Genomic DNA, 12,859 nt, shown 5'->3' with positions numbered 1-12,859 from the left:
TGCCTGTCTGAAACTTTCAGACAGGCATTTATCGCAGAAAAAAGTAGAACTAATAGAGTGATTGATGAATCTGTGTTTGCCGTTCGGGTTCGGTGAGCACACCTGCGCTGTTGAGTAGTTGTAGGTATGACTGTACATAAGCGTATTTTGCTTCTGCTAATTTTTGTTCGGCTTCTGCCTTGTTCTGTTGGGCCTGTATTTCTTCTAAGTTGTTTCGGACACCGACTTGCCGGCCTAGTTTGGTAGAGTCTAATTTAGCTTGATTGGTTACCAGTAGCCGCTCTTGGGCCATCATCAAAATTTTATTGCTGCTGGTGGATCTGTAAGCCTGTTTGATTTCCAACCTGATTTTACGCTCTGTGGCGGTTAATAGATCTTCATTCTGCATCTCTTGCGCAGCAGCCTGCCGAATTAAGCTGGAAGTTTCTCCTCCAGTGTAGAGAGGCATGTTGACATCAACCGAGATGGTGCCTCCTTTGCTGCGATATTTATATTCACCGCCATAAGCTTCGTTTTCAACCGTATTCATATTGTTTTGGTAGCCTCCGTTGAGGGTTACGGTAGGCCAATGTTTTCCTTTGGCTGCTTTAAGTCCCTCTTTGGAGCTTGCTAAGGCCAATTTTTGTTGGAGCCATTCAGGGTTATGACTCTCTGCCAGTAACTGCCAGTCTTGTTCTTTGGTATAGCCGAGTAAATTTGTGTTATTGGGGGAAATTTTAATGGTTTTAATGAGTTTGGGATTTAAACCGGTCATATCGGCCAGAGTATTTTCAGCAATTTCCAATTGTGTAAGTGTTTCAATTTCTTTTGACAATGCCGCATCATAACCGGATTTAGCCTCGTGAGTGTCAATAATCGTGGCCGCACCTTGCTTGAACATTTCTTTTGCTTGTTTCATTTGCTGCTCATACGCAGATTTTTCTTTGCGTATGGCAGAAAGCTTGTCTTTTTGAAGTAAAACATCGAAATATGCTTTTGAAACATTAAGTAGCAGCTCTCCTTCTTTACTGTCTAATTTGGCATTAGCCGATTCTTCTGCGAGTTTTCCTTGTTTATATTGAGCATAGCGGCTTTTATCAAACAAGACTTGGCTGGCTTGAATATTCCAGCCTTGAGAGCGGGTTTCTGAAGAACTGGATGAAGGATGCCTTTGATAAGAAGCGTTGGCTGCAATTTTAGGAAGTAAAGCCGATCGGGCTTGTTGTTTTTGTTCTGCTTCAGCGTTGCGCTCATGTTTTGAAGCTGAATAATCTGCCGAATAGTTAACTGCCGCTTTCCATGCTTCTGCAAGAGAGAAAGCATAACTTTTTGATGCCGGAAAGAAAATAATGGGAAATATAGCTGCTAAGAACTTGAGTCGTGACATGATTCTTGAGAGGGCTATTGGTACTAAAAAAGTTTGAATGGTATTTTTTTTAATAGTTCCACAATTTAATTTGTCCTAAATATCAAACTAAAAGCTGTTGAATTTTTAGTGGTATGAATAATGCCTGCCTGAAAACTATTTCAGGCAGGCATTTCTACTGTAATTAATATTCTTGTTTGCATATTTTGTTTCTGTGTTTGAGCCAACCCCCTAAATGTGTTGCAGCTATAAAAAAGCGAGAATAAATGTACATTTTGTACATTTAAAGTTATGGCTTTTTATTGGTTTGTTAATAAAGTTTTGTAGTGTAAATGCAAGCGTAAAATTTCTAAAAACAAAAAAATGACAATTGCATTATTTTTTAAGTGGCGATAGTATCTAAGAGGGTTTAATGCCTGGTTAACTTAATTATTTTTGATATTCTTAGAATTTATTTATAAGGAGTGAACTTTATGAAAGAGCTTGATAAAAACCAATTGCAACAAGTTTCTGGTGGCGCTAACTGGAAGGTATTTCGCGATTTAATGAAAGAAAGTTTCGATACTTTAGGCGATGCTCTTTCGGAAGCCGGTAAAAATATCCGTGATGACTGGCGCGAAATACGTGATGATTGGCGCGAAATCCGAGAAATTCTGAAAGATTAAGAAATTTAATCATAAGGAGATAATGTAATGAAAGCTTTGACCAATAATGAGCTAAAAAATGTAGCCGGAGGTGGTTTTTTGGATTATTGGAAAGGGATTTTTGATCTGCCACCTGAAGAATGGTCTTGCTGCCCTCGTCGGGGTCCAAGTTGGCTTATTTGTCCCGCTGTAGTTTGTCCGATATATATATAACCGCTTCGAGCCCAGTCTAAAATTCTGGGTTCGTTCTAAATTCTTAAAATTTTTCTATAGTCCTAAATACTTTACAAGGAGTTGTCAAGAATAAAAATTTTAGACCAAAGCCATTGGCAAAATGGTATCAGGTGTGCGTTGAATATGATCCCCTACTGTTTTTATAAAGATGCTGTTGGGTGAAATGATTAAAAAATTTGGGACTTAATTTAAATTAATATAGATTTGAGGAGAGTTGTAATGAAGATTTTGACAGCTAATGAGTTAAAAAATGTAACTGGCGGCGGTTTTTGGGATGATTGGTTTGATAGATGGAAGCCTACACCGATACCCCGTCCGATTGATCCTTGGGTGCCTTGTTATCCTTGTCCTCCGGGAACTAATTGTCCTGATGTAGTTTGTCCGAATCCTTACTGATTCTGTTCATTATTTAGGAGTTGTGAGAAATGAACGTTTTAGAATTACAAGAATTCGAGATTGTGTCAGGTGGCCGCAGATTTATTGATCCGCCTCCATTTGTTGATGAAGGTGTTTGGTGGGACGGTTCTAGAATTTCTGAGCTATTCAAATTTATTTAACAAGGAGATATTTTGATGAAAACTTTGAAGACTAAAGAGTTAAGAAATGCAGCAGGTGGAGGGCTTATTCTTCTTGATGATGATTTCAACATTATTTTTCCTCGTCCGCAAACTGATTCTGGGTTACGTTTTCTAGGAATTGATAGGTGGCTGCCTTTTTACAGGTAATAGTGTTTAACTTTGAATTGTAAGCTGTCTATTGTGTATAGATTGTTTCTTAAATAGGGGTTCGCTTAGTGGTCTAAGCTGAGCCCCTAACTACATAATAATTCAAGTTGAACTATTTTATAAAACTACTATCTCAAAAATGAACTGAAATTTACTCAGGTCTTGTAATACTTAAGTTTCAATTAATAAAGCTATTTATGGCACTTTTATGAGTTCAGATAATTTTTTCCGCCCCGAAGTTTTTGAAGCAAAGAAAAATAAATGGACTGGTCATGTGGTTATGACCCGGCCATTTTCTTTTGTTTTCCTAACATGGTGCGCGGTAGCGGTTGCTACTGTGATTATTATTTTTGCATTTTGGGGTAGTTATACTCGAAAAACTACTGTGGAAGGCCAGTTGCTCCCTATATCCGGCTTGGCGCGAGTTTATGCGCCGGACACAGGTTTTATTACTGAGAAAAAGGTTTCTGATGGTGATTTGGTAAGAGAAGGAGATGAATTATTGACTCTGTCAATGCCGCGTTATAGCGGAGGAGGGGATATTCGTGCCGAATTAGTAAGAGAGGCTGAAACCAAGAAAAAAATGTTGTTGCAAGAGATTGAACAGAAGAAAAATCTACAAAAAGGTGAAGCGAAAACATTAAAAGATAGTATTCATAAGCTTCAAAACCAATTGTCTGATGTGAAAAGCCAGCAAAGCGGCCAAAAGAAAAGAGTTGCTTTGGCAAAACAAATTATAGATAAATACCGCCCTTTAATGAAACAAGGCTTTATATCCGAACAGCAAATGATAGGTTATGAAAACGATTATTTGGATCAGGTTTCACAATTGAATGCTTTGAAACGTGAAGAAGCCAGTATTCTGCGAGAATTAAATAGCCAGCAGCAGAGTTTGACGGATTTGCCTGAAAAGCAAAAATCAGAATTAAGTCAGCTTAATCGCACAGTATCGGAAATAACACAAGAAGAATTGAATCTAGATTTGCAGCAACAACAAACAATCCGAGCAAGCAAGTCGGGCTATGTAAGTACTTCTAATGTAGAAGTTGGGCAGCAAGTGGAACCTTCTACACTTTTGTTGAGTATTGTTCCGGGGGGGGCGGAATTAGTCGCTAATCTCTATGTGCCTAGTAGCGCAATAGGTTTTATAAAACCAAATGATCAAGTCGTTTTACGTTATCAGGCTTACCCTTACGAAAAATTTGGTCACGCGAAGGGAAAAATTATTTCAGTAGCAAAAACTGCTTTGGGTAAACAGGAGTTGGCAAGTTTAGGTAGTATTTTTTCTGACCAGACTCAAGCAAGAAGTAATGAACCTGTTTATTTGGTGAAAGTTAAACTAGAGAAGCAAACGATAAAAGTTTATGGTGAAGAGAAGCCTCTTCAAATCGGCATGGTAGCGGAAGCAGATATTTTGCACGAACGTAAGAAACTTTATGAATGGGTGCTTGACCCTCTCTATAGTATTACAGGAAAGTTGAATTGATGAATTATTTGGAACGCTTGTCTTTTGGATTTGGAAAAAAGCTTCCTGTTGTGCTGCAAACCGAAATTGCAGAATGCGGTTTGGCTTGCTTAACCGCAATTGCAGGTTACCATGGTTATCATACTGATTTGCGTACCATGCGTCATCGGTATTCTTTATCGCAAAAGGGATCAACGCTTGCCGATATAGTACGCTTTGCTAATGACTTAAATCTGACTTCACGTGCCTTACGCCTGGATTTGGATGATTTGGGAAACCTACGTGTACCATGTATTTTACACTGGGATTTAAACCATTTTGTTGTTTTAAAAGAAGTGGTTAAAGACGGTATTGTCATCATGGACCCTGGCATGGGTATGCGCAAAATCAAACTTGAGGAAGTTTCTCAAAAATTTACAGGTATCGCGCTCGAACTTTGGCCAAACACACATTTTGAAGAGAAAGAGGAAAAGCAGAAAGTTAGAATCCTTACCTTGCTCAAAGGTGTTACAGGTATTAAACGCTCTTTGGCACAAGTATTGATACTTGCTGTGGTATTGGAAATCTTTACTTTGGTCAGCCCTTTTTTGATGCAATGGGTAATCGACCATGTGGTTTTATCGGCCGATAAGAACTTATTGATTACTTTGGTGCTGGCCTTCGGCTTGTTAAAAATACTGGAACAACTTACTAGTCTGTTACAAGCGTGGGTAAATATGCATTTGGCTACTACTCTGAATGTTCAGTGGAAAGCCAATATGTTCAAACGGCTTCTGGAATTACCGGCCGATTATTTTTCCAAACGGCACTTAGGTGATGTGATTTCACGATTCGGGTCGATTGATTCAATCCAAGAAACATTAACCTCGACCGCATTTAAGGCAGTTTTAAGCGGCATTATGGCGATATTTACGCTTGTGCTGATGTTTTTATACAGTTGGCTTTTGTCAGTAGTTGTGCTTGTGGCTCTGGTTTTATACATCATAATCAGAATCGTGGCTTATTATCCGTTGCGGAATGCGACAGAAGAGAACATCGTACATGAAGCAAAGCAAAACACTTATTTTATGGAAACGGTTCGAGGTATTCATACCGTAAAACTGTTCGAAAAAAACGAGCAGAGGCATAGCTCGTGGATGACGTTGTTCGTAGATACTGTTAATACCAATCTGACTACTCAAAAATTAACCAATGTTTTTGATTTCGCAAATAAATTATTATTTGGTATCGAAGGTATCGTGATTATTTATCTTGGTGCCAATGATATTTTAGACGGTGTTTTTTCCGTAGGCGCACTCACAGCATTTTGGGCATATAAAAACCAGTTTGAAACCCGGATAGGGGAATTGATTGATCAGTTTATCAAAATCAAAATGCTCAGTCTTCATGCAGAAAGGCTGGCTGATATTGTGCTGACTGAAACGGAAACTGAAAAAGTAGAGGAGATGTTTGTTCCTGAAATAGAAGGCGACCTCAATATTGAGGTAAATAATGTGTCTTTCCGATATTCTGATAATGAACCGTATATTCTGCAGAATATCAATCTAAATATTAAACAAGGTGAGTCAGTAGCATTTATCGGTAGTTCAGGTTGTGGTAAGTCGACTTTAATGAATATTTTGATCGGTAATTTAAAACCGGAAACAGGTACGGTAATGCTTAACGGTCATGATATCCATAAAACTTCTCCTCGTTTTATCAGGGGGCTTATCGGTACGGTAACGCAAGATGATGTGTTATTTGCAGGATCTATAAGTGAAAACATCTGCTTTTTTGATGAATCTCCCGATCAGCAAAAAATTGTACAATGCGCTGCTATTGCGAGGATACATGAAGATATTATGAGAATGCCGATGACTTATGAAACTTTGATAGGTGATATGGGAAGCGCTTTGTCGGGAGGGCAAAAACAGCGGATCATTCTGGCGCGGGCTTTATACAAAGAGCCCAAAATTTTATTCTTGGATGAAGCAACAAGTAATTTAGATGTGGAGAATGAAAGAGCGATTAATGAAAATCTCAAAAACCTGAATGTTACTAAAATTGTAGTGGCTCATAGGAAAGAAACTATAGATGCTGCAGATAGGGTTTTGGATTTTGAAAAAGGATTTTAATAAAACTATAATACTTTAATGTATTTAGGCATTGTAATTTTGTTGATTATATTTTAATTTATATTTTAATTTTATTAATTATTTTAGAAAAATATTATATTTTTTTATATTTTCACTAAGCTTTTTATTGAGTAAAACATATCGCTTTTTATGATAGATTAATAAATTTAATAGAAAATTTTATGATAAAGTGATATTATGCTTATGGGGTTATTCAACCTCAAAACCATTCTTAAATAAACTATGGAGCTTAATAATCATGGAAATTCTTAATACAAAAGAAGTAGAGCAAGTATCCGGTGGTTGCGGCTATTGTTATGATTATGGTTCAACTTGGCATGTTGCTGTAGCGGTGCCGGTTGTTCCTGTTGTTCCCGTACCCGTCGTTCCTTCTTATGGTTGGGGCTACGGTTATTATGACTGTGACGATTAAGAATTATAAAAATTTTTAATTTCCGGTTTTAAATGAGCACAGCTTAGAGATAATTCTTTATTGTTGAATTATTTTTAGCTGTGCTTTCGTTTTTTTTATTAAAAAACTTATGACTTCAATAATTAAGATGAATAGTTGCTTCTGAATATTTATGATATTGTGCTATTAATAAATAATGCCTGTCTGAAAGACTTCAGACAGGCATTGCTTTAATATCAAATTAAAAACGTGGAGCACAAACATCACTTGCCATTTCAATGGTAATTCTTGTTGGCAATAAACTAATTTCAGGATCTACAGTTTTGAGGAAATTAGCAAGCGTAGAAATGAAACTACAAGAGGGCGTCAAAATGAATCCACCGCTTACTTGTTCTAATTCATGTGTATTTAATGTTTGCATATCTATCTCCTTATAATTTAAAAGTAATATAGTGAAATAAAAAATATTATACATAAATATTATAACTTAAGTTTATTTTTATGCAAAATGATTTCTTAAAAATTTTGCCGTTTTAAATCGGTTTGATGAACTAAAATTATTAAATCATAGAGTTATAGTAAATAAACTTATTTATCGATACATATTTGAAACAACCAATCTATATCCTTAATCCATTTTTAATTTCTAATACCTTTGACTCAAGCCGATTTTTTCTATCTGATTTAAATCAGGGCTGTTGTCTGCCTTGGGGCGGCCGTCGGTTTTTACAGCGGTGGCCGAGCACGTCCACTTCCATATCCAACAGGTCGTGAATGTTTCGGCGGTGAAAACCCTGTTGGAGTGCCGCTGAATTTGATACAGCTGTTTTTTATGGCAAATCCGCCCGAATGAGGGAATATAGTTAAACTACTTAATTTTGGTAACACTTCCGTCATACTCGGGTCAAGCCCGAGTATGACGTATGTACTTTTTCTTAAGTTGATTGACTATACAGAAAACTTCCGGGCGGATTGCTGTTGCAAAGTCGCTGCCGCACCGATTAGAAGCGGTAATTTACGCTCAGGCGGAAATCGCGACCGGGCTCGGTCAGGCTGTTGGTGCCTGCACGCTGGCTGTGGTTTTTGTAGTTTTTATCCAGCACGTTGTTGATAGAGAAGTTGACGTTCAGATCGTCTTTGCCGGTCGGTTTCCAGTTGGCATAAATATCGTTCACGCCGTAGCCGGAGCGCCGCACCGGAGAAGATGAAACCGAACCGTTTGAGCCGCGGGAGCTTTGGGTGTAGCCGGCATTTTGTACATAACGGCTGCGCCAGCCGATTTCCAGATTCGGATTGTCAAATTGGTAAGCCAGCCCAGTTGTCCAAGTGCGGCCCATCGGGATGGCTGTGGTGATGGTGTCGGCAGTTTGGCCGTCCAGCTTCGGTTTGCTGTATGCTACGCCGGCGCGGGCGGTTAAGCCGCCCCACTTGTAGGCCGCACCCAGCTCGTAGCCTTTGTTTTTCAGCTTGCCGCCGTTATACCAAGTGATGTTTTCGGCATCGCTGGTGTAGGCTTGAACGTCTTTGATGGATTGGTGGAACACGCTGCCGGTCAGAGACAGGGCGGAGTTCAAGTTGTATTTGACGCCAAGTTCCAGATTGCGCGAACGTTCGGCTTTCAGATCACCCTCATAGGAAATATTGCGCCCTCCCGCCAAAGCAGCTTCATACATACGCGGGCTGCGGGTAGCGTATGCCAAGCTGGTATTGAGCGACAAATCATCGGTTACGTCATAAATCACGTCAATACTGGGGTTGAGGTTGCTGCCGGACACTTCTTTGCCACTGGATGTGCGCATTTTGTAATAGTCGTGACGTAAGCCGGTAGTCAGCGTTACCGGGTGCAGATCCCAAATGCCTTCAACATAGGCGCCTACGTCGGTTTTTTTCTCGTTAACCGTATTCAGCAGCTTAGGTTCGCCACCACGGCCGCCTCGCGGTCTGTAGATACGGCTGGCCGGTTCGGATTCTTGCCGGCGCCAGTTGAGGCCGTATTTCAACGTTAGGCGGTCAAACAGGCGGCTGTCGAGGTTTAAGTTGGCGCCTATGGTTTCCACTTGGTTGGTCGGGTTTTTATCTCCTGCGGGTTCTTCCCGTTTGGTGTTCATGCGATAAATATTGGTTTTGATTTTGTCGATAAAGCCGAAGCCGCCGCCTTTATATTCTAAGTTGGTGGTATCTTGGGTTAGGATGCGGTAGCGCGGCGCGTTGTTTTCAGTGTTGGGCGTTAGAGGATCAACCAAGCGGGTAATGGATTCCCCGTTAGGGCCGCGCACCGTTTCGGTTTTCCAAGCTTGGGAGAAGTCGAATTCTTCTCGCAATGCTCGGTTGCCGTAAGTTTTTTCTTGGCGGTGGCTTAATTCAATTCGGTTATCTTCATTGAAGCGCAAGCCGCCTTTTACCAAAAGAGCACGCTGGCCTAATGCGCTGTTTAATACGGTGTCGCTGCCTTCCAGATTGTGGTAACGGCGGCCGCCTTTGTAATCACGGTCTTTTACCCAGTTGCCGGCTACCAAGCCGTCGAACATCCCGTTTTCACCATATACGGACGAGCCGTATGACCAACCTTTATTGCTGCTGGCTCCGGCGCCTACTTTAAAACCGACACTTTGACCTTCGCGCAATAAATCACGCGCTTCTACGGTTTCCGCCACAATCGCACCGCTGGTTGCGCCGATACCGGCAGAAGCCGAACCGGTGCCTTTTTGTACGGCAATCACTTTGACCAATGCCGGGTCAAGAACGAAACGGCCGTTGTGGTGGAAGATTTGCGCATCCGAATAAATATCGTCCACTTTAACGTCGATTTGATCCTGGCCCATACCGCGGATGGTAAACCATTGTGAGGTGCCGTTACCGCCGCCGATGCTTACGGCAGGTTCGTTGAACAAAACGTCTTTCAAATCAGTGGCCGTACTTTCTTCCACGCTTTTGGTGGTTACACGATGAGTAGAAGTTACACCTTCACCTTTGACATGAACAGTTTGAACTTCTGTGCTGTCTGTATTATCGGCAGCGTAGGTGAAGCCTGAAATCAAGGCAAGTTGCAAAACGGTTAGTTGAAATAAGGGGGCAGAAGGGCGCATGGGGTTATATCCTCAAGTTTGGTGTATTTAAAAAATTTAGCATTCTCACGTTTGCTTTTAAATATGAAAAAAAATTATTATCATTTTAAAAAGAAAAGTATTTTAACTGAAATATAAAACGACTGTCTAATATAAAATGCTTTAAATGTTTAATAAGTAGGTTTTAAAATGAATTAAAGATAGTGCGCAATGCGGTAAGAAGAGTTTAAACATGATGCCTGTCTGAAAAAATTTAATGCGGGCCTCTTGAATTTTCGGGTAAAAACCTTATCTAGCTTTCCGTTAATAAGGTTTGTTTGTTTTGTTTCTGCGAAACAAATAGTTATGAGTTCAAGTTATTTTATTGGAGATATTTTATGCGTATCCGTCCTTTACACGACCGTGTAGTTGTAAAACGTTTGGAAGCTGAAGAGAAAACCGCATCCGGTATTGTGTTGCCGGGCGCTGCCGCTGAAAAGCCCGATATGGGCGAGGTAATTGCTGTGGGCGAAGGCAAAATTGGTAAAGACGGCCAACGCCGCCAGTTGGATGTGAAAGTGGGCGATAAAGTGATTTTCGGCAAATACAGCGGTCAAACCGTTAAGGCCGACGGAGAAGAGCTGTTGGTGATGCGCGAAGAAGATATCTTTGGTATCGTTGAATAAGCTTTGCTGTAACACTAAATGAAGAAAATTGGTTTTCCGCTGTTTACACTGATATTTGGCGCAGTTTGCTATGCAGCACCTTCGTCGAAAAATCCGTTTGCCGGTTTTTATGTCGATGAAGGCTATGCCAAGCGTAAACAAGGCTATGATTGGGTGGGTGTACACGTTGAACCTTTGAAAAACCGGCACTACCGCGTGGTGGTGAAATCACGCAACGATATTAAAAAGCCGACCTGTTCCGGTTCGTTTATAGCCAAGCCGGCAACTAAACATACTTTGTCGGCAGATTCGGAAGCCGGGCGCTTTTATTTGGTATTCAGAAAAAATAAGCTGGATATCCGCTCGAAAAATAAAACCACACTTCATTATTTTTGTTCCGGCGGCGGTTCGCTTGCCGGAGAATATAGAAAAATCCGATAATTTAATTTTATATATTCAATATTTTAGGAGTAATCAACATGGCAGCTAAAGATGTACAGTTTGGTAACGACGTACGCCAAAAAATGGTTAAAGGCGTGAATGTGTTGGCCGATGCCGTTAAGGTAACCTTAGGCCCGAAAGGCCGCAATGTGGTGCTTGACCGTGCTTTCGGCGGCCCGCACATTACCAAAGACGGCGTGACCGTAGCTAAAGAAATCGAGCTGAAAGATAAGTTTGAAAACATGGGCGCGCAGATGGTGAAAGAAGTAGCGTCTAAAACCAACGACATCGCAGGCGACGGCACCACTACTGCTACTGTTTTGGCTCAAGCTATTGTAGCGGAAGGTATGAAATACGTTACCGCCGGTATGAATCCGACTGATTTGAAACGCGGTATTGATAAGGCTGTTGCTGCTTTGGTTGAAGAGTTGAAAAATATCTCTAAACCTTGTGATACCTCTAAAGAAATTGCGCAAGTTGGTTCTATTTCCGCTAACTCCGACGAGCAAGTTGGTGCCATCATTGCCGAGGCGATGGAAAAAGTGGGCAAAGAAGGCGTGATTACCGTTGAAGACGGTAAGTCTTTGGAAAATGAATTGGATGTTGTTGAAGGCATGCAGTTTGACCGTGGTTATCTGTCTCCATACTTCATTAATGATCCTGAAAAACAAATTGCTGCTTTGGATAATCCTTTTGTTTTACTGTTTGACAAAAAAATCAGCAATATCCGCGATCTGTTGCCTGTGTTGGAGCAGATTGCCAAAACCAGCCGCCCGCTTCTGATTATTGCCGAAGATGTTGAAGGCGAAGCATTGGCTACTTTGGTGGTTAATAACCTGCGCGGTATTTTGAAAACTGTTGCTGTTAAAGCTCCGGGTTTCGGTGACCGTCGCAAAGCCATGCTGCAGGATATTGCTATTTTGACTGGCGGTACAGTAATCGCAGAAGAAGTAGGCTTGTCTTTGGAAAAAGCGACTTTGGAAGATTTAGGCCAAGCCAAACGTATTGAAATCGGCAAAGAAAATACGACGATTATCGATGGCTTCGGCGACGCAGGTTTGATTGAAGCGCGCGTTGCGGAAATCCGCCAGCAAATCGAAACGGCAACCAGCGATTATGACCGTGAAAAATTGCAAGAGCGCGTAGCCAAATTGGCCGGCGGTGTTGCCGTGATTAAAGTGGGTGCTGCTACCGAAGTGGAAATGAAAGAGAAAAAAGACCGTGTGGACGATGCGTTACATGCAACTCGTGCTGCGGTTGAAGAAGGCATTGTAGCTGGCGGTGGTGTTGCATTATTGCGCGCCCGTGCCGCTTTAGAAAAACTGCATACCGGTAATGCCGATCAGGATGCAGGTGTACAAATCGTGCTGCGTGCCGTTGAATCTCCTCTTCGCCAAATCGTGAAAAATGCCGGTGGCGAACCTAGCGTGGTGGTAAATAAAGTATTGGAAGGCAAAGGTAATTTCGGTTATAACGCCGGTAGCGATACTTATGGCGATATGTTGGAAATGGGTGTATTGGATCCAGCTAAAGTAACCCGTTCTGCGTTGCAACATGCTGCTTCTGTGGCAGGCTTGATGCTGACTACCGATTGCATGATTGCCGAAATTCCGGAAGATAAACCTGCTATGCCGGATATGGGTGGCATGGGCGGTATGGGTGGCATGGGCGGTATGATGTAATGCTTGTCTGAAACCCTTTGGTTTATTTGTTAAGATGTCTGTCTGAAAGTTTTCAGACAGGCATCTTGTTTTGATAAAGTGCATATAC

12 protein-coding genes are annotated in these 12,859 nt (G+C 41.2%); 9 read left to right on the top strand and 3 right to left on the bottom strand.

From position 1 onward, the window contains the following. Window positions 1-49: 49 nt before the first annotated feature. A complete protein-coding gene (locus HMPREF9370_RS10455; protein WP_009117477.1) occupies window positions 50-1,366 on the bottom strand; it encodes a TolC family outer membrane protein in 1,317 nt (438 codons plus the stop codon). Between the two features lie 452 nt (window positions 1,367-1,818). Here HMPREF9370_RS10455 and HMPREF9370_RS10450 point away from each other — a divergent pair, with 452 nt between their 5' ends. From HMPREF9370_RS10450 to HMPREF9370_RS12110, 6 genes are all read left to right on the top strand, one after another. Beyond that, on the top strand, window positions 1,819-2,010 hold the full coding sequence (locus tag HMPREF9370_RS10450) for a bacteriocin (protein ID WP_009117476.1): 192 nt from the start codon (window positions 1,819-1,821) through the stop codon (window positions 2,008-2,010). A 638-nt stretch (window positions 2,011-2,648) separates the two neighbouring features. Next, window positions 2,649-2,780, top strand: a complete 132-nt coding sequence (locus tag HMPREF9370_RS12545) for a hypothetical protein (RefSeq protein ID WP_009117475.1) — start codon at window positions 2,649-2,651, stop codon at window positions 2,778-2,780. Window positions 2,781-2,795: 15 nt separating this feature from the next. Next, window positions 2,796-2,948: a hypothetical protein gene (locus tag HMPREF9370_RS12115; protein WP_156792999.1), complete on the top strand. Its 153-nt coding sequence runs from the start codon at window positions 2,796-2,798 to the stop codon at window positions 2,946-2,948. 208 nt (window positions 2,949-3,156) lie between these two features. After that, complete coding sequence (locus HMPREF9370_RS10445; protein WP_009117474.1) at window positions 3,157-4,434, top strand: HlyD family secretion protein; 1,278 nt, start codon at window positions 3,157-3,159, stop codon at window positions 4,432-4,434. Beyond that, window positions 4,434-6,527, top strand: a complete 2,094-nt coding sequence (locus tag HMPREF9370_RS10440; RefSeq protein WP_009117473.1) for a peptidase domain-containing ABC transporter — start codon at window positions 4,434-4,436, stop codon at window positions 6,525-6,527. The genes HMPREF9370_RS10445 and HMPREF9370_RS10440 overlap by 1 nt, the downstream gene beginning before the upstream one ends. A 259-nt stretch (window positions 6,528-6,786) precedes the next feature. After that, window positions 6,787-6,960, top strand: coding sequence for a hypothetical protein (locus HMPREF9370_RS12110; protein ID WP_009117472.1), 174 nt, complete (start codon window positions 6,787-6,789; stop codon window positions 6,958-6,960). Between the two features lie 220 nt (window positions 6,961-7,180). Here the strand turns inward: HMPREF9370_RS12110 and HMPREF9370_RS12105 are convergent, their stop codons facing one another. Together HMPREF9370_RS12105 and HMPREF9370_RS10435 are read right to left on the bottom strand one after the other, a co-directional pair. Beyond that, entirely contained in the window at window positions 7,181-7,360 is a 180-nt protein-coding gene (locus HMPREF9370_RS12105; RefSeq protein ID WP_169311367.1) for a bacteriocin, read from the bottom strand. A 580-nt stretch (window positions 7,361-7,940) separates the two neighbouring features. Continuing rightward, on the bottom strand, window positions 7,941-10,025 hold the full coding sequence (locus HMPREF9370_RS10435) for a TonB-dependent receptor domain-containing protein (RefSeq protein WP_009117471.1): 2,085 nt from the start codon (window positions 10,023-10,025) through the stop codon (window positions 7,941-7,943). A gap of 356 nt (window positions 10,026-10,381) precedes the next feature. Here HMPREF9370_RS10435 and groES point away from each other — a divergent pair, with 356 nt between their 5' ends. Genes groES through groL form a run of 3 tightly spaced genes read left to right on the top strand, consistent with a single transcriptional unit; the run spans window position 10,382 to window position 12,771 of the window. Beyond that, window positions 10,382-10,669: a co-chaperone GroES gene (gene groES, locus HMPREF9370_RS10430; protein WP_009117470.1), complete on the top strand. Its 288-nt coding sequence runs from the start codon at window positions 10,382-10,384 to the stop codon at window positions 10,667-10,669. 18 nt (window positions 10,670-10,687) lie between these two features. Then, a complete protein-coding gene (locus HMPREF9370_RS10425; protein ID WP_009117469.1) occupies window positions 10,688-11,089 on the top strand; it encodes a hypothetical protein in 402 nt (133 codons plus the stop codon). Between the two features lie 38 nt (window positions 11,090-11,127). After that, window positions 11,128-12,771 (top strand): chaperonin GroEL, encoded by a 1,644-nt coding sequence (groL, locus tag HMPREF9370_RS10420; protein WP_009117468.1) that lies wholly within the window; start codon window positions 11,128-11,130, stop codon window positions 12,769-12,771. The last annotated feature ends 88 nt before the right edge of the window (window positions 12,772-12,859 follow it).

Origin of the sequence: Neisseria wadsworthii 9715 (assembly GCF_000227765.1) — a bacterium.
Lineage (GTDB): Bacteria > Pseudomonadota > Gammaproteobacteria > Burkholderiales > Neisseriaceae > Neisseria > Neisseria wadsworthii.
Note: the sequence above shows the minus strand (reverse complement) of the source record. Positions and strands in the feature narration are given on the sequence as shown.

Excerpts from the sequence above, each read along its gene's own strand:
- HMPREF9370_RS12115 (WP_156792999.1), top strand. The coding sequence starts at position 2,796 with ATGAAAACTTTGAAGACTAAAGAGTTAAGAAATGCAGCAGGTGGAGGG.
- HMPREF9370_RS10445 (WP_009117474.1), top strand. The coding sequence starts at position 3,157 with ATGAGTTCAGATAATTTTTTCCGCCCCGAAGTTTTTGAAGCAAAGAAA.
- HMPREF9370_RS10455 (WP_009117477.1), bottom strand. The coding sequence starts at position 1,366 with ATGTCACGACTCAAGTTCTTAGCAGCTATATTTCCCATTATTTTCTTT.
- HMPREF9370_RS12110 (WP_009117472.1), top strand. The coding sequence starts at position 6,787 with ATGGAAATTCTTAATACAAAAGAAGTAGAGCAAGTATCCGGTGGTTGC.
- HMPREF9370_RS10440 (WP_009117473.1), top strand. The coding sequence starts at position 4,434 with ATGAATTATTTGGAACGCTTGTCTTTTGGATTTGGAAAAAAGCTTCCT.
- HMPREF9370_RS10450 (WP_009117476.1), top strand. The coding sequence starts at position 1,819 with ATGAAAGAGCTTGATAAAAACCAATTGCAACAAGTTTCTGGTGGCGCT.
- HMPREF9370_RS12545 (WP_009117475.1), top strand. The coding sequence starts at position 2,649 with ATGAACGTTTTAGAATTACAAGAATTCGAGATTGTGTCAGGTGGCCGC.
- HMPREF9370_RS10435 (WP_009117471.1), bottom strand. The coding sequence starts at position 10,025 with ATGCGCCCTTCTGCCCCCTTATTTCAACTAACCGTTTTGCAACTTGCC.
- groES (WP_009117470.1), top strand. The coding sequence starts at position 10,382 with ATGCGTATCCGTCCTTTACACGACCGTGTAGTTGTAAAACGTTTGGAA.
- HMPREF9370_RS12105 (WP_169311367.1), bottom strand. The coding sequence starts at position 7,360 with ATGCAAACATTAAATACACATGAATTAGAACAAGTAAGCGGTGGATTC.
- groL (WP_009117468.1), top strand. The coding sequence starts at position 11,128 with ATGGCAGCTAAAGATGTACAGTTTGGTAACGACGTACGCCAAAAAATG.
- HMPREF9370_RS10425 (WP_009117469.1), top strand. The coding sequence starts at position 10,688 with ATGAAGAAAATTGGTTTTCCGCTGTTTACACTGATATTTGGCGCAGTT.